This is a genomic window from Oceanobacillus limi (genome assembly GCF_900111445.1).
GTDB classification, from domain to species: Bacteria; Bacillota; Bacilli; order Bacillales; family Amphibacillaceae; genus Ornithinibacillus; species Ornithinibacillus limi.
This window is the reverse complement of record NZ_FOHE01000023.1, coordinates 18228-35851: the sequence shown is the minus strand read 5'-3', so window position 1 is coordinate 35851 and position 17624 is coordinate 18228. Positions and strand designations below refer to the sequence as shown.

Here is a 17624-nt window from a genome sequence, read left to right as displayed (position 1 = left end):
ATCCTCCCTTCGTGTTTATGATTAGTTAGCCTTAATTGCACTCGTAACTTTCACGAATGATTTTTTTGCACCAGGTACATTACCTTTGATTAGTAAAAGGTTACGCTCTGTATCTACACTTACAATTTCAAGGTTTTGAATTGTAACTTGTTCAGAACCCATATGACCTGGAAGTTTCTTACCTGGGAATACACGCATTGGGTCAATTACTCCCATAGCACCTGGGCCTCTGTGGTAGTGAGAACCGTGAGACATAGGTCCGCGTTGTTGGTTATGACGCTTTATCGAGCCTTGAAAACCTTTCCCTTTAGAAGTTCCTGTTACATCTACTTTATCGCCTGCTTGAAAAACATCAACGCTGATTTCTTGACCAACTTCATGCTCATCAAGATTCGCGTCACGGAATTCACGAACGTAGCGCTTAGGGTTTGTGTTTGCTTTTTCAGCATGACCTTTTTCCGCTTTGTTTGAACGTGATTCCTTTTCATCAGCAAAACCGATTTGTAATGCTTCGTAACCATCATTTTCTAATGTTTTCTTCTGCAATACTACGTTTGGCTCAGCTTGAATAACTGTCACAGGGACTAATTCTCCGTTATCAGAGAACAACTGAGTCATGCCGATTTTACGACCTAAGATTCCTTTCGTCATCCGTTACACCTCCTATTAATAAAACATTAATTATAGTTTAATTTCAATGTCCACACCAGATGGTAAGTCAAGACGCATTAACGAGTCAACTGTTTGTGGTGTTGGGTTAACAATATCGATTAGACGCTTATGAGTACGCATTTCGAATTGTTCACGTGAATCCTTGTACTTGTGCACCGCACGTAAAATAGTATAAACTGCTTTTTCTGTAGGCAATGGAATCGGACCAGACACACTAGCACCAGCACGTTTCGCAGTATCTACAATCTTTTCAGCGGATTGATCTAAAATGCGGTGATCATACGCTTTTAAACGGATTCTAATTTTCTCTTTTGCCATTATTTACCCTCCTTTTCGCCCATTTTTTAATAGACATACTCCATGAAAATTCCTTGACAACCCGCCATGGCAAAGGGGCCGGGTGTGCCAACAACCTTTCATTTCATCGCCTTAAATGACCAACATTAATATTATATAGAATATAACTGGTCAATGCAACCCTTTTTTTAATGGGAAATCTATTTGTTGCACATCTATGTATTATACTTGCTATTTCTAGTGATTGCAAGGGTTCATAGATTTTTTTTATTGGGAAACTTTGGTTCTAACCATTTTATCCAATAGTTTTCTTATCAAATGGGACACAGGCTAACAATTCTAACACTGTCATTTAGAAATTGATAGACAGCATGGTATAAAACTTACGTCATATGACTACATAGTACGAAGTAAAATTGCTATTCAAAAACAACATTCCATCTAAGGGATCTTCAATTAAAAATAAAAGACAAGCTGCTATTAAAGCAACTTGCCTTTCTATTTCAATACTATTATTTAGAGATTGAAGTTACAACACCAGATCCAACAGTACGTCCACCCTCACGGATAGAGAAACGAGTACCATCTTCAATAGCGATTTTTGAGATTAGCTCAACATCCATTTCGATGTTATCGCCAGGCATTACCATTTCTACTCCTTCTGGAAGTTGGATAACTCCAGTTACATCAGTAGTACGGAAGTAGAACTGAGGACGATAGTTTGCGAAGAATGGAGTATGACGTCCACCTTCTTCTTTTGATAATACATAAACTTCAGCTTTGAAGTTTGTATGTGGTGTAATTGAACCTGGTTTAGCTAATACTTGTCCGCGGTTGATATCTTCACGAGAAACACCACGAAGAAGTGCACCAATGTTGTCTCCAGCTTCTGCATAGTCAAGAAGCTTACGGAACATTTCAACACCTGTTACAGTTGTTTTAGAAGCTTCATCAGCAAGACCGATAATTTCTACTTCATCACCAACACGTACTTCTCCACGCTCAACACGTCCAGTAGCAACTGTACCACGTCCAGTGATTGAGAATACATCCTCTACTGGCATCATGAATGGTTTATCAGTATCACGTTCTGGAGTTGGAACATACTCATCTACTGCATCCATAAGTTCAAAGATTTTAGCTTCATAGTCAGCGTCACCTTCAAGAGCTTTAAGAGCAGAACCTTTGATTACTGGTACGTCATCACCAGGGAAGTCGTACTCAGATAGAAGGTCACGTACTTCCATTTCAACTAGTTCTAATAATTCTTCGTCATCAACCATATCTACTTTGTTTAGGAATACTACGATTGAAGGTACTCCAACGTTACGAGAAAGTAAGATATGCTCACGAGTTTGTGGCATTGGACCATCTGCAGCAGATACTACTAAGATAGCTCCATCCATTTGTGCAGCACCAGTGATCATGTTTTTAACATAGTCAGCGTGTCCTGGGCAGTCAACGTGTGCATAGTGACGAGTGTCAGTTTCATACTCAACGTGAGAAGTTGCAATTGTAATTCCACGTTCTTTTTCTTCTGGAGCACCATCGATTTGGTCATATGCCATCGCAGTACCTTTACCAGATTTTTTGTGCAATGTAGTTGTGATTGCAGCAGTTAGTGTAGTTTTACCATGGTCAACGTGTCCAATTGTTCCAATGTTCACGTGACTTTTCGAGCGATCAAACTTTTCTTTAGCCATTTATAGTTCCTCCTTAAATAGATCAAAGTGTATTTTTAAGTATATTTACAGCCAAGAAATAACTTTATCTCATATAGTTATTTCTTAGCCTACAATAAAAGTTATACTTTAGAATAACGAAAAAATCAATTATTCACCAGCATTTTTCTTAATAATTTCTTCTGAAACGCTTTTCGGTACTTCTGCATAGTGATCAAAATGCATTGTGTACTGTCCACGACCTTGCGTATTTGAACGTAATGAAGTCGCATACCCAAACATTTCTGCAAGTGGTACAAATGCTTTAACAACTTGAGCAGGTCCACGAGCTTCCATACCTTCAACGCGTCCACGGCGTGAAGTAACATCACCCATGATGTCTCCCATGTATTCTTCAGGGATAACAACTTCTACTCTCATCATTGGTTCTAAGATAACAGGATTACACTTGTTCTTAGCTGCTTTTAAAGCCATAGATGCAGCAACTTTAAACGCCATCTCATTGGAATCGACATCGTGGTAGCTTCCATCATATAGTGATGCTTTAAAGTCAATTAGTGGATAGCCAGCTAACACACCGTTTTCTGCAGCTTCTTTAATTCCAGCTTCAACAGATGGGATGTATTCACGTGGTACTACACCACCAACAATTTTATTTTCAAATTCAAAGCCAGCGCCTTCTTCGTTAGGCTCAAATTTAACCCAAACGTGACCGTATTGTCCACGACCACCTGACTGACGTACGAATTTACCTTCGACTTCAGCAGAGCCTCGGAATGTTTCACGATACGCAACCTGAGGAGCACCTACATTAGCTTCTACTTTGAATTCACGTTTTAGACGATCTACGATGATGTCTAAGTGCAACTCACCCATACCTGAAATGATCGTTTGACCAGTTTCAGCATTCGTTTCAGTTCTAAATGTTGGATCCTCTTCTGCAAGCTTACCTAAAGCAATTGCCATTTTGTCTTGGTCAGCTTTTGTTTTTGGTTCAATTGCTACCGAGATAACTGGCTCTGGGAATTCCATAGATTCTAGAATTACAAGATTCTTTTCATCACATAGTGTATCCCCAGTTGATGTGTCTTTCAAACCTACAGCAGCAGCAATTTCTCCAGAGTAAACTCTTGAAATTTCCTCACGAGAATTCGCGTGCATCTGTAAGATACGTCCAACACGTTCACGCTTATCCTTTACGGAGTTCCTAATGTACGAACCTGAATCTAATGTTCCAGAATAAACACGGAAGAAAGTTAACTTACCAACAAATGGGTCCGTCATAACTTTAAACGCTAATGCAGAGAATGGTTCGTCATCAGAAGATGGACGAGTAACTTCTTCCTCAGTACCAGGGACAATACCTTCAATTGGAGGTACATCTGTTGGTGCAGGTAAGTAGTCAATAACACCATCAAGCATTAATTGTACACCTTTGTTTTTAAAAGCTGATCCAGCAAATACCGGATAGAATTCAACATTTAGTGTAGCTTCACGAATCGCTTTTTTAAGTTCATCGTTAGAGATTTCTTCTCCTTCAAGATACTTCATCATTAGCTCTTCGTTTAATTCTGATACTGATTCAAGTAAGCCTGTACGAAGTTCTTCAGCTTTATCCTTGTACTCAGCTGGTATTTCACGAGCCTCAGCACGTGTACCTAAGTCATCTTCATAGTAGTAAGCTACCATGTCGATTAGGTCAATAATACCTTCAAATTCATCTTCAGCACCAATTGGTAACTGAACTGGGTGTGCATTAGCACCCAAGCGTTCTTTTAAAGTTCCTGTAGAATACAAGAAGTCTGCGCCAACTTTATCCATTTTATTAATAAATACAATTCGTGGCACACCATAAGTTGTTGCTTGACGCCATACAGTTTCTGTTTGTGGTTCCACACCAGATTGTGCATCAAGAACAGTTACCGCACCATCAAGTACACGTAATGAACGTTCAACTTCTACAGTGAAGTCTACGTGTCCTGGTGTATCAATGATGTTGATACGATGGTTTTTCCATTGAGCTGTTGTAGCAGCAGATGTGATCGTGATCCCACGTTCTTGCTCCTGCTCCATCCAGTCCATTTGTGAAGCACCTTCATGTGTTTCACCAATTTTGTGAATACGTCCTGTGTAGAAAAGAATACGCTCAGTAGTAGTGGTTTTACCTGCGTCGATATGAGCCATAATACCAATATTGCGCGTCTTTTCCAAGGAGAACTCTCTAGCCATGTATTCTTCTCCTTCCTGTTAATTGCTTTAGTTTGGTTATTATTACCAACGATAGTGAGCGAATGCTTTGTTCGCTTCAGCCATTTTATGCATTTCTTCACGTTTCTTAACAGAAGCTCCTGTATTGTTAGAAGCGTCTAGAATTTCATTAGCAAGACGTTCTTCCATTGTTTTTTCTCCGCGTAGACGTGAGTAGTTAACAATGTAACGTAATCCTAATGCTTGACGGCGTTCAGGGCGTACCTCAACAGGTACTTGGTAGTTTGATCCCCCAACACGTCTAGCACGAACTTCAAGAACAGGCATTACATTTTTCATTGCTTGTTCAAAAACTTCCATCGGATTTTGTCCGCTTCTTTCTCCAACAAGTTCAAATGCATTATAAAGAATTTTTTGTGCCTTACCTCGTTTACCATCAATCATAATTTGGTTGATCAAGCGAGTTACTAATTTTGATTTATAAAGTGGATCTGGCAAGACATCGCGCTTAGGTACTGGTCCTTTACGTGGCATATGTCCCCCTCCTTTCCTATCTATGATGTTAACCTAATAACTTATTTTTTAGGGCGTTTTGTTCCGTATTTAGAGCGTCCTTGCATACGTCCGTCTACTCCTGCAGTATCAAGAGCACCACGTACAATGTGATAACGAACCCCTGGTAAGTCTTTTACACGACCACCGCGAATCAAAACAACACTGTGTTCTTGTAGGTTGTGTCCAATTCCTGGGATATATGCAGTTACCTCCATGTTGTTAGACAAACGAACACGTGCATATTTACGAAGTGCAGAGTTCGGTTTCTTAGGTGTTAGTGTTCCAACACGAGTACATACTCCACGTTTTTGTGGTGAGCTTTCGTCAGTTAATGACTTCTTAAAGCTATTGTACCCTTTGTTAAGTGCTGGTGAATCTGATTTTTTCCCTTTACTTACGCGACCTTTGCGTACTAGTTGGTTAATTGTAGGCATTTTTATGTTCCTCCCTTCTCGTTGATAAACTATTAATTAGCAAGCCCTTGTTGTAAACCCACACATCCAGGCGGTTCATCTTTGGGCAAAAACAAAGCTTTCGCGAATCAATCGCCAAAACTATCTTTTTTTATTGCTACGGTTGATGCGCCAACATCTATACCACAAGCGTTACCTAACTTATCTTTGGAATCTACACGCCGATATGGTATATCAAGCGCTTCGGCTAAATCTTGCACTTTTTGTGTTATTTGCTGATCAGCATCTTCAGCAAGATACACTTCACTTATTTCGCCATCTTTCATGGCTTTAAGTGTTTGTTTTGTTCCGATAATCACTCGAGATTTTAATTGCGCTACTTTCTCATAAGACATTTTCTCATATCCTCCAAAGTAACAAGAATGAATCGGAAGCACCTAGAATATATTATCAAACTAACATTTTAATGTCAACTTAATTTTAAAGATTTTTGGTGCTCCCAATATATTACTTGTTGAACAAGCCCGTCATTCTATTGAACTGGTTGTTCTATATCCTCTACATCATTTTCTTCTACCTGATCTTCTGGTACTTGAATTTTACGATATCGTTGCATTCCAGTACCTGCAGGAACAAGCTTACCTATAATAACATTCTCTTTTAATCCAAGTAATTCATCGCGCTTACCTTTTATGGCTGCATCTGTTAAAACTCTAGTTGTTTCTTGGAAGGATGCTGCAGATAAGAATGAATCTGTTTCAAGTGATGCTTTTGTAATACCGAGTAGTACCGGTTTACCAACTGCTGGTTGCTCACCGTTAACCAATACAGATTTGTTTGCATCTTTAAATTGGTGAATTTCAAGTAGTGATCCCGGCAATACATCCGTATCTCCAGAGTCAATTACTCTGATTTTACGTAGCATTTGACGAACCATTACTTCTACGTGTTTATCGCCTATTTCAACACCTTGCATACGGTATACACGTTGTACTTCACGTAAAATGTAGTTTTGAACACCTTCAACACCTTGAACACGTATCAGTGCTTTCGGATCAATAGAACCTTCTGTTAGTTCTTGCCCAGCAATAACCTCATCGCCAACCGAAACTTTTAGACGGGCGTTATAAGGCACTGCATAAGACCTTGATTCTACATCACCTTGGATAACAATTTCTTGTTTATCTTTCACTTCAACTACCTCATGCACGGTTCCATGAATTTCACTAATAACCGCTTGCCCTTTTGGATTACGAGCCTCAAACAGTTCTTGAATACGTGGAAGACCTTGTGTAATATCGTCTCCTGCTACACCACCTGTGTGGAATGTACGCATTGTCAACTGTGTTCCTGGTTCACCAATTGATTGAGCAGCAATAATTCCAACCGCTTCTCCAACTTCAACTTCAGAACCTGTAGCTAAGTTGCGACCGTAACATTTTTTACATACACCATGTTTTGTATTACATGTGAACACCGAGCGAATTGTTACTTCTTCCACACCAGCTTCAACTACTTCTTTCGCCTGATCCTCAGAAATAACAGTATCACTATCAACAATCACTTCATTTGTTTCTGGATGAACAATTGTTTCAAACGATGTACGGCCAATTAATCGGTCAATTAAAGGCTCGATTATTTCGGTACCGTCCATTAATGCAGAGACAGTTAAACCACGATCAGTACCACAATCTGTTTCACGAACTATTACATCTTGTGCTACATCAACGAGTCGACGAGTCAAGTAACCTGAGTCAGCAGTTTTTAGTGCTGTATCGGCCAATCCTTTACGAGCACCATGTGTTGAAATAAAGTACTCTAATACAGTTAGACCTTCGCGGAAACTTGATTTAATCGGTAACTCAATAATTCGACCAGCTGGGTTCGCCATTAGACCACGCATACCAGCTAACTGAGTAAAGTTAGATGCGTTACCTCTTGCACCTGAGTCACTCATCATAAAGATTGGGTTGCGGATATCTAAGGACTGCATTAATTTATCTTGAATCGTATCCTTCGCCTGTGACCAAATTGCAATAACGCGATCATATCTTTCTTCTTCAGTTATTAAACCACGGCGGAATTGTTTCAACACTTTATCAACTTTAGATTGTGCTTCTTCTAAGATAGCCTCTTTCTCCGCTAATACAACAATATCTGATACCCCAACAGTCATACCTGCTTTTGTAGAGTAGCTAAATCCTAAGTCTTTCATACGGTCAAGCATTTTTGAGGTTTCACTGATCTGGAATCGTTTAAACACTTCGGCAATAATATCCCCTAGGAAACCTTTCTTAAATGGCTTGATTATTTCTCGGTTTTTGATTTCTTCCCTAATATTTGTTCCATCCTCAACGAAATATTTAGAAGGAGTGCTCACTTCTAAGTTTTCCTTGGTAGGTTCATTAATGTAAGGGAAGGAATCTGGTAATATTTCATTAAAAATCAATTTCCCTACCGTTGTCAGTAATAATTGATTTTGTTGTTTATCTGTAAAGGTTCTATTATTCAAGCTTGATGCTTGAACAGCAACGCGAGTATGCAGATGAACATATCCATTTTGGTATGCCAGCATAGCTTCGCTCGTATCTTTAAATACTGCACCTTCACCATATGCGTCCTCGCGCTCTAAGGTTAGATAATAGTTTCCTAATACCATATCCTGTGATGGAGTAACAACAGGCTTCCCATCTTTCGGATTCAAAATATTTTGAGCAGCTAACATCAAAATACGCGCCTCTGCTTGTGCCTCTGCTGATAATGGTACGTGTACAGCCATTTGGTCTCCGTCAAAGTCCGCGTTATACGCTGTACAAACAAGTGGATGCAAGCGAATTGCTCGACCTTCTACCAAAGTAGGCTCGAATGCTTGAATTCCTAATCTATGCAAGGTAGGTGCACGGTTTAGAAGTACTGGGTGTTCCTTGATTACTTCCTCCAACACACCCCACACATCAGGGTGAACACGTTCAATTTTACGTTTCGCGGACTTAATATTATGAGCTATACCGCGTTCTACTAATTCCTTCATGATAAACGGCTTAAATAATTCAAGTGCCATTTCTTTCGGCAATCCGCATTGGTACATTTTCAAATGTGGTCCAACAACGATTACAGAACGGCCAGAATAATCAACACGTTTACCTAATAGGTTTTGACGGAAACGTCCTTGCTTCCCTTTTAACATATGTGATAAGGATTTTAATGGACGATTTCCTGGACCAGTTACAGGACGACCGCGTCGGCCGTTATCAATTAGCGCATCAACCGCTTCTTGAAGCATACGCTTTTCATTTTGCACAATTATACTTGGTGCACCTAAATCTAATAATCGTTTTAGACGATTATTACGATTAATTACACGACGGTATAAATCATTCAAATCAGAAGTCGCAAAACGTCCACCATCTAGTTGAACCATAGGACGAATCTCCGGAGGAATTACCGGTAGAACATCTAAGATCATCCAAGAAGCGTCATTTCCCGAGTTACGAAAAGCTTCTAAAACTTCTAAGCGTTTAATTGCACGAGTTCTTCGCTGCCCTTGTGCTGTTTTTAATTCTTCTTTCAAGGCATCTACTTCATTATCAAGATCTACATCTTGTAATAATTTACGGATTGCCTCTGCACCCATTTGCGCCTTGAATGTTGCACCATACTTATCATAATAAGCACGATATTCTTTTTCTGATAATAGCTGTTTCTTTTCCAGAGGTGTGCTACCTGGATCGGTTACTACATAAGCAGCAAAATAAATAACCTCTTCTAGCGCACGTGGAGACATGTCTAAAACGAGCCCCATACGACTTGGTATTCCTTTGAAGTACCAAATATGAGATACAGGTGCTGCTAACTCTATGTGACCCATCCGTTCACGACGGACTTTTGCTTTGGTTACTTCTACACCACAACGATCACAGACTACTCCCTTGTAACGTACACGCTTATATTTACCACAATGACATTCCCAATCTTTTTGAGGCCCAAAAATTCGTTCACAAAACAAACCGTCTTTTTCAGGTTTTAACGTACGATAGTTAATTGTTTCTGGTTTTTTTACCTCGCCATATGACCAAGATCTAATTTTCTCCGGTGAAGATAAGCCTATTTTCATATACTCAAAGTTGTTTACATCTAGCAAGGGTATACCTCCCTTTTAATGTGCGTTTTTACTACCATTTATTTAATAGAGGGATGAAAATTAGTATGCTCTAACTTTCTGCTCCCTCTTCATTGAATAAAACTAGTTCCTTAGTTTTCTTCTACTTCGATATTTAACTTGCTCGCTGCCTGCGTTTCTTCATCTTCTAATTCACGCATCTCAATTTCTGTATCATCACTAGAAAGGATTTTCACATCCATTCCAAGACTTTGCAACTCTTTAATGAGTACTTTGAAGGATTCTGGAACACCTGGTTCTGGAACATTATCCCCTTTAACAATTGATTCATATGTTTTCACACGACCAACAACATCATCTGATTTAACTGTTAATATCTCTTGAAGGGTATATGCTGCACCATAGGCTTCTAATGCCCATACCTCCATTTCCCCGAAACGTTGCCCACCAAATTGAGCTTTACCACCGAGTGGTTGTTGCGTTACAAGTGAATAAGGTCCAGTTGAACGAGCGTGAAGTTTGTCATCAACCATATGCGCTAGCTTGATCATGTACATAACTCCAACTGATACACGGTTATCAAAAGGTTCGCCGGTTCTTCCATCATAAAGGACTGTTTTCGCATCTCGAGACAACCCGGCTTCTTCTAATGTACCCCAGACATCTTCTTCACGAGCACCATCAAATACAGGTGAAGCAACATGGATACCAAGCTCTCTAGCGGCCATACCTAAATGCAACTCAAGTACCTGTCCGATGTTCATACGAGAAGGTACCCCCAACGGGTTAAGCATAATGTCAATCGGTGTACCATCAGGTAAGAATGGCATATCCTCTTCAGGTAAGATTCTGGAGATAACACCTTTATTACCGTGACGTCCAGCCATCTTATCTCCTTCATGAATCTTACGCTTTTGCACAATATACACGCGGACAAGTTCATTTACGCCTGGAGGTAATTCATCTCCATCTTCACGGTTGAAGACTTTAACATCTAATACGATCCCACCAGCTCCATGCGGAACACGTAAGGATGTATCACGAACCTCTCGAGCTTTTTCACCAAAGATAGCATGTAACAGGCGTTCTTCAGCAGATAATTCAGTCACACCTTTTGGCGTTACTTTACCTACTAAAATGTCACCATCTGTTACTTCTGCCCCAACACGGATAATCCCTTGTTCGTTCAAATTCTTAAGTGCTTCTTCACCAACATTTGGGATATCTCGCGTAATTTCTTCTGGCCCTAATTTCGTGTCACGTGCTTCTGACTCGTATTCTTCGATGTGGATAGAGGTATAAACATCATCTTTTACCAATCGTTCACTCATGATGATGGCATCCTCATAGTTGTAACCTTCCCATGTCATGAAACCGACTAGAACATTTTGCCCAAGCGCTAATTCTCCGTCTTCCATGGAAGGACCGTCTGCTAATATTTCACCTTTCGTTACGCGATCACCTTCGCTCACGATCGGGCGTTGGTTATAACAAGTTCCTTGGTTAGAACGAATGAATTTCTGCAATTTATAACGATCAACATCGCCTTTCACTTCTTTACCATCAACTTCAGTAATACGACGAACGTGAACCTCTTTTGCTTCCACGCGTTCAACAACCCCTGCATTACGGCAAATAACCGCTGCACCAGAGTCTTTCCCTGATACATATTCCATACCCGTACCTACAATAGGTGATTTCGGACTTAACAACAGCACTGCTTGTCGCTGCATGTTCGCACCCATCAATGCACGGTTGGAGTCATCATTTTCCAAGAATGGGATACATGCTGTCGCTGCAGAAACTACCTGTTTCGGTGATACATCCATATAATCGATGCGATCTCTTGCTACCGCAGTATTTTCACCACGGAAACGAGCGATTACTTCCTCATCTGAGAAACTACCATCATCATCCAACCTCGCGTTCGCCTGTGCCACTACGTAATTATCTTCCTCGTCAGCAGTAAGGTAATCAATTTGCGCGGTAACTTTACCGGTTTCTGGGTCGACTCGACGGTAAGGCGTTTCAATAAAACCAAATTTATTCACTTTTGCATAACTTGATAACGAGTTTATCAATCCAATGTTTGGTCCCTCTGGTGTTTCAATCGGACACATACGACCATAGTGAGAGTAGTGAACGTCACGAACTTCAAATCCTGCACGTTCACGAGTCAATCCACCTGGTCCAAGTGCGGACAAACGACGCTTATGCGTTAACTCGGCTAATGGGTTTGTTTGATCCATGAACTGAGATAACTGGGAGCTACCAAAGAATTCTTTGATAGAAGCAATCACTGGACGAATATTTATTAGCTGCTGAGGTGTCACACTAGATGTATCTTGAATGGACATTCTTTCTCTTACTACTCGCTCCATACGAGATAACCCAATGCGGAATTGATTTTGTAGTAATTCCCCAACAGAACGTAGTCTACGATTCCCAAGATGATCGATGTCATCTGTATCTCCAACTTGATGAAGTAAGTTAAAGAAATAACTAATCGACGACAAAATATCGGCAGGTGTTATGTTCTTAACACTTGTATCAATATTTGCATTCCCGATAACGTTTAGCTCTCGTTCACCACTTGGGTCAGTGGGATCCACAATCTTAATCGATTGAAGTCGAACAGGGTCATCTAACACACCTTCTTGTGGTTCAAGAACTTTTTCGCCAAGCATATCATCTTTGTTATCCAAATAAGGGATTATCTTATCTAAAAGCTTTCTTTCCAATTTATCGCCTTTTTGGGCTAATACTTCACCTGTTTCAGGATCAACAATAGTTTCCGCTAAAACCTGGTTAAATAAGCGATTCTTTATGTGTAGCTTCTTATTCATTTTATAGCGTCCAACATGCGCTAAATCATATCGTTTTGGATCAAAAAATCGAGAAACTAATAGACTTTTTGCATTTTCTACTGTTGGCGGCTCACCAGGACGCAATCGCTCATAAATTTCTAATAATGCTTTTTCTGTTGTTTCGGTATTATCTTTTTCTAATGTATTAATTAGGTATTCGTTATCGCCAATAAGATCAATTATCTCTTGATCTGTACCAAAACCAAGTGCACGTAATAGTACCGTGATTGGTAATTTTCGTGTGCGGTCAATACGAACATGAGCGACATCTTTAGCATCTGTTTCAAATTCTAACCATGCACCACGGTTAGGTATAACAGTTGCCGCAACGCCTCTTTTACCGTTTTTGTCTATCTTTTCGTTATAGTAGACACTCGGAGAACGCACAAGTTGTGAAACGATAACTCGTTCCGCACCATTAATAACAAACGTTCCCGTGTCTGTCATTAGAGGGAAATCTCCCATGAATACTTCTTGTTCTTTTACTTCGCCAGTTTCGTTATTAATCAAACGGACTTTCACGCGAAGTGGAGCATTGTATGTCACATCTCTTTCCTTTGATTCACCTACAGGATATTTAGGATCACCTAAACTATAATCCACAAACTCTAAGGATAGATTTCCTGTAAAATCCTCAATCGGAGAAATGTCTTGAAACATTTCTCGCAAACCTTCTTCTAGAAACCATTGATAGGAAGCGGTTTGGATTTCGATAAGATTGGGTAATTCTAATACTTCACTAATACGCGCATAACTTCTGCGCTGCCGGTGCCGTCCATATTGAACTAGTTGACCTGTCAACTGCTTCACCTCTCAAATCATGCGTTTTTTGTTCTGTGAATAATAGTATGTTCACATATATATTTTTCAGAGAACCACACCCGATTTCACCTTTATCATAATGGTGTTGAATCCTCCGATTATTAACACTATAAGTAAAAAAGTAGTTACTAACATCGTTCATCCCCATTCCACGAATGGCTTTAGTTCAATCGTTTATTGGGGATAGGTACAGGATTCTTAAATAGGAATTTTACACAGAGATTTTCAGCAAGCTATTAAATCATACTTGCCAACCCTAGAATAATGGGGTATCATTTTAAAAAGAAATAGATTTTCAAAAACATCACTTTCGAAACAATATGTATAGGGAAATACTAGAAATACGAACGATCTCGATTTTATTAGTGTTTCCGAATACAAATGATTTATACATTTCATAAAAATTCCTCTTGACAAAAGAAGTCCCATGTTAGCATTTTATTATGTTACCATATCAATTCTTATTAAGTCAATCATTTATAGCGTGTAAAATAAAATATCCCTTATCACGAGCAATAACGTCTACCTCACCAAACAAAGATTCTAGTTTGTCTTTAGCAGATGGCGCTCCTTGTTTTTTTTGGATGACAACCCACAACTCTCCACCAGTGACAAGCGATACTTTACTCTCTTCAAAAATTCCATGCACAACTTTTTTCCCAGCTCGAATCGGTGGATTTGTCACGATAGCTGCGTATTTCTGTTCTTTTAGTTCTGAAAATTGATTACTATGCACAAACAATGTATTGTTCACACCATTACGTTTTGCATTTTCCTCAGCCAGTTCTAAAGCTCTTTCATTAATATCGGCCATAATAACTTTCCGATCCGTGTAGTGGTCCGCTAATACGACTCCTATCGGTCCATAACCACATCCCATGTCAAGTATATCCCCTGAAACATTAGGGTGCCGAAAGTTCTCAATAAGCAATCTTGAGCCAAAGTCTACCTCATTTTTCGAAAATACACCAATATCACTCGTAAATATATATTGTTTTCCTTTTAGTTGGTAATTCCATGTCTTGGGTGAACGTTTTGATTGGGGTTTTTGTGAAAAGTAATGCTCAGACATTTGGGCACCTACTTTACTCTGTTTTTTTATGAAGAAAGGAATTTAACTTCTATAGCGAAGGTTCTCTCCTCCCTTCACTTATTAAAGATCAAGATCAATAGACAACACACAACCTCCTAATAATAGACATAGTTATATGCATCTATTCCAAGTTGTGGTGTTTTTTCTTCTTATTTCACGACCCTTTAAAACTATTATCAAAAATTGTTAAATGTCAGGGTATGCAGGTCGAGAATTGACTGAAGAAACCAGTTAATTGCGGGATCGTATATGTAAGTGTAGAGCTCGCCGAAAATACGACGAGCTCTCATTAAAAGATTAATTATTTAACTTCAACTGTTGCTCCAGCTTCTTCTAGTTGACCTTTAAGCTCTTCAGCTTCTTCTTTAGATACGCCTTCTTTAACAGGTTTTGGAGCGTTATCTACTAATTCTTTAGCATCTTTCAAGCCAAGACCAGTGATTTCACGTACTGCTTTAACAACTTTAATTTTTGATGATCCAGCACTTTCTAGTACAACATCAAACTCAGTTTGTTCTGCACCAGCGTCTCCGCCAGCAGCTCCACCAGCAACAGCAACAGGTGCTGCAGCAGTTACTCCGAATTCTTCTTCAATTGCTTTTACTAAATCGTTTAAGTCTAATACAGACATTTCTTTAATAGCATCGATAATTTGCTCTTTAGTCATTTTTGTTTCCTCCTAGTTTTTTAATTTATATAGTCATACATAAAATTTCGCGTTTAACTTACGCACCTTGTTCTTCTTTTTGCTCGGCAACAGCTTTTGTAGCATAAGCAAAGTTGCGTACTGGTGCTTGTAACACGCTTAGTAGCATAGAAATCATACCCTCGTAGTTTGGTAGATCTGCAAGCTCTTTGATTTGGTCAAGACTTGCCATCTCGCCTTCAATAACACCAGCTTTGATTTCTAACGCCTCATGATCTTTTGCGAAGTTGTTTAGAATTTTAGCAGGTGCTACCACATCATCTTTACTGAATGCAATTGCAGTAGGTCCAACTAATAATTCATTCAACTCACTTAAATTAGCATCTTCAGCAGCACGACGAGCCATTGTGTTTTTGTAAACTTTAAACTCAACGCCAGCTTCACGAAGTTCCTTACGTAGTTGTGTCACTTCAGCAACATCAAGTCCACGGTAATCAACTAGTACAGTAGATTGGCTATCGCGTAATTTATCAGCGATTTCTTGAACCACTTGTTTCTTCTGTTCGATAACTTTAGACATTATTCCACCTCCTGTAAATTCATCCATCATACCGTTTTATGAACTCAAGTATTATAAAAGCCTCCATGTAGACATGGAGGCTTAACTAAACACAAGTGTAGTTGTATTTAATATTAAACACCTCGGCAGGATATTAAGCGTTATTCGCACCTACTGTCTACGGTACAACGTATTCGATTTTATTAGAAAATCCGGCATTTGCCTAGATTTTTTGACGAGTAGATTGTTTATAACTTTCCCTTTCGCCAACAAAAATTAGTATACCGAATTGATCCCATAAAGTCAATTACCAATTAACGGTAATTAGCAGTATCGATTTTAATTCCAGGTCCCATTGTAGAAGTAACAGAGATATTACGTAAATAGGTACCTTTTGAAGCTTGTGGCTTAGCTTTTACAATCGTATCAGCAAGTGCTTCGAAGTTTTCAACTAACTTTTCATTATCAAATGATATTTTTCCAATTGGCACATGGATGTTAGATTGTTTGTCAACGCGATATTCTACTTTACCCGCTTTGATTTCTTGTACAGCTTTTTCCACTTCGAAAGTAACCGTTCCTGTTTTAGGGTTTGGCATTAATCCTTTTGGCCCTAAAACACGTCCAAGTTTACCAACTTCAGCCATCATGTCTGGAGTTGCAACAATAACATCAAACTCAAACCAACCTTGGTTGATTTTATTGATTAACTCTTGATCTCCAACATAATCTGCTCCAGCCGCTTCTGCTTCTTTTACTTTATCGCCTTTAGCGAATACTAAAACGCGTTGTGTTTTACCAGTACCATGTGGTAATACCATCGCGCCACGGATTTGTTGATCCGCTTTTTTAGGATCTACTCCTAAACGGAATGCGACTTCTACCGTTTCATCAAATTTTGCTTTAGCTGTTTCTTTTAACAATGTAACAGCTTCTTTTATATCATATGCTTTTGAACGATCAACAAGCTTTGCAGCTTCTTGATAGTTTTTACCTCTTTTAGCCATTGTAAATTTCCTCCTCTATTGTGGTTATAACGGTAATACCTCCCACTTATAAAAGCTCCAATGAACCTTTATAAAGCTTACGGAATGATCTTTAACTTTTTAAGTTACATCACATTCATGAAAAAGGTTGCGCGAACGAAGAAGACCTCATTGCCGCAACCTTGTCTATTAAAATTTTTTATGGTTATTAGTCTTCAATGACAATACCCATACTACGCGCAGTTCCTTCAACCATGCGCATCGCTGCTTCTACGTCAGCGGCGTTTAAATCTTGCATTTTAGTTTCTGCAATTTCTTTTACTTTATCACGTTTTAAAGTCGCAACTTTATTACGGTTTGGCTCACCTGAAGCAGTTTCGATACCAGCTGCTTTCTTAAGCAATATCGCTGCCGGTGGAGTTTTTGTAATAAAAGTAAATGAACGGTCTTCAAACACTGTAATTTCAACCGGAATAATCATACCCGCTTGATCTTGCGTACGTGCGTTAAATTCCTTACAGAATCCCATGATATTAACACCTGCTTGACCTAAAGCTGGTCCTACTGGTGGTGCTGGGTTAGCTTTACCAGCTGGAATTTGCAATTTAACTAATTTGATTACTTTTTTAGCCACGAGACACACCTCCTTAAAGTCCGTGATGTGGTAATAGGGGTTTAGATTTGTCCCCTCCCACTCCTATTTA

Annotated in this window: 14 protein-coding genes and 1 other annotated feature; all 14 genes read right to left on the bottom strand. The window is 39.3% G+C overall.

The window, feature by feature from the left end:
- Positions 1–21: 21 nt before the first annotated feature.
- Complete coding sequence (gene rplC, locus BMX40_RS17430) at positions 22–651, bottom strand: 50S ribosomal protein L3 (RefSeq protein WP_090872352.1); 630 nt, start codon at positions 649–651, stop codon at positions 22–24.
- Positions 652–681: 30 nt separating this feature from the next.
- Positions 682–990: a 30S ribosomal protein S10 gene (gene rpsJ, locus BMX40_RS17425; RefSeq protein ID WP_090872350.1), complete on the bottom strand. Its 309-nt coding sequence runs from the start codon at positions 988–990 to the stop codon at positions 682–684.
- A gap of 491 nt (positions 991–1481) precedes the next feature.
- Positions 1482–2672 (bottom strand): elongation factor Tu, encoded by a 1191-nt coding sequence (gene tuf / locus BMX40_RS17420; protein ID WP_090872348.1) that lies wholly within the window; start codon positions 2670–2672, stop codon positions 1482–1484.
- A gap of 129 nt (positions 2673–2801) precedes the next feature.
- Entirely contained in the window at positions 2802–4880 is a 2079-nt protein-coding gene (gene fusA, locus BMX40_RS17415) for an elongation factor G (protein WP_090872346.1), read from the bottom strand.
- Between the two features lie 42 nt (positions 4881–4922).
- Positions 4923–5393, bottom strand: coding sequence for a 30S ribosomal protein S7 (rpsG, locus tag BMX40_RS17410; RefSeq protein ID WP_090872344.1), 471 nt, complete (start codon positions 5391–5393; stop codon positions 4923–4925).
- A 41-nt stretch (positions 5394–5434) separates the two neighbouring features.
- A complete protein-coding gene (gene rpsL / locus BMX40_RS17405; RefSeq protein WP_090872342.1) occupies positions 5435–5848 on the bottom strand; it encodes a 30S ribosomal protein S12 in 414 nt (137 codons plus the stop codon).
- Between the two features lie 107 nt (positions 5849–5955).
- On the bottom strand, positions 5956–6222 hold the full coding sequence (locus BMX40_RS17400) for a ribosomal L7Ae/L30e/S12e/Gadd45 family protein (protein WP_090872340.1): 267 nt from the start codon (positions 6220–6222) through the stop codon (positions 5956–5958).
- A 137-nt stretch (positions 6223–6359) separates the two neighbouring features.
- Positions 6360–9968 carry a DNA-directed RNA polymerase subunit beta' gene (gene rpoC / locus BMX40_RS17395; protein WP_090872338.1) on the bottom strand — a complete coding sequence of 1203 codons (3609 nt, stop codon included), beginning with the start codon at positions 9966–9968 and terminating at the stop codon, positions 6360–6362.
- Positions 9969–10078: 110 nt separating this feature from the next.
- Positions 10079–13615: a DNA-directed RNA polymerase subunit beta gene (gene rpoB / locus BMX40_RS17390; protein WP_090872335.1), complete on the bottom strand. Its 3537-nt coding sequence runs from the start codon at positions 13613–13615 to the stop codon at positions 10079–10081.
- Positions 13616–14105: 490 nt separating this feature from the next.
- The gene (locus BMX40_RS17385) at positions 14106–14708 is read right to left on the bottom strand and encodes a class I SAM-dependent methyltransferase (protein ID WP_090872333.1); all 603 of its coding nucleotides are present in this window, start codon (positions 14706–14708) and stop codon (positions 14106–14108) included.
- A 322-nt stretch (positions 14709–15030) separates the two neighbouring features.
- Positions 15031–15396 carry a 50S ribosomal protein L7/L12 gene (rplL, locus tag BMX40_RS17380; RefSeq protein WP_090872331.1) on the bottom strand — a complete coding sequence of 122 codons (366 nt, stop codon included), beginning with the start codon at positions 15394–15396 and terminating at the stop codon, positions 15031–15033.
- Positions 15397–15454: 58 nt separating this feature from the next.
- Positions 15455–15955: a 50S ribosomal protein L10 gene (gene rplJ, locus BMX40_RS17375; RefSeq protein WP_090872329.1), complete on the bottom strand. Its 501-nt coding sequence runs from the start codon at positions 15953–15955 to the stop codon at positions 15455–15457.
- Positions 15956–15999: 44 nt separating this feature from the next.
- Positions 16000–16136 (bottom strand) — a sequence feature (ribosomal protein L10 leader region).
- Positions 16137–16248: 112 nt separating this feature from the next.
- The gene (gene rplA / locus BMX40_RS17370; protein WP_090872327.1) at positions 16249–16941 is read right to left on the bottom strand and encodes a 50S ribosomal protein L1; all 693 of its coding nucleotides are present in this window, start codon (positions 16939–16941) and stop codon (positions 16249–16251) included.
- A 187-nt stretch (positions 16942–17128) separates the two neighbouring features.
- Positions 17129–17554 carry a 50S ribosomal protein L11 gene (gene rplK, locus BMX40_RS17365; RefSeq protein ID WP_139177966.1) on the bottom strand — a complete coding sequence of 142 codons (426 nt, stop codon included), beginning with the start codon at positions 17552–17554 and terminating at the stop codon, positions 17129–17131.
- Positions 17555–17624 lie beyond the last annotated feature (70 nt).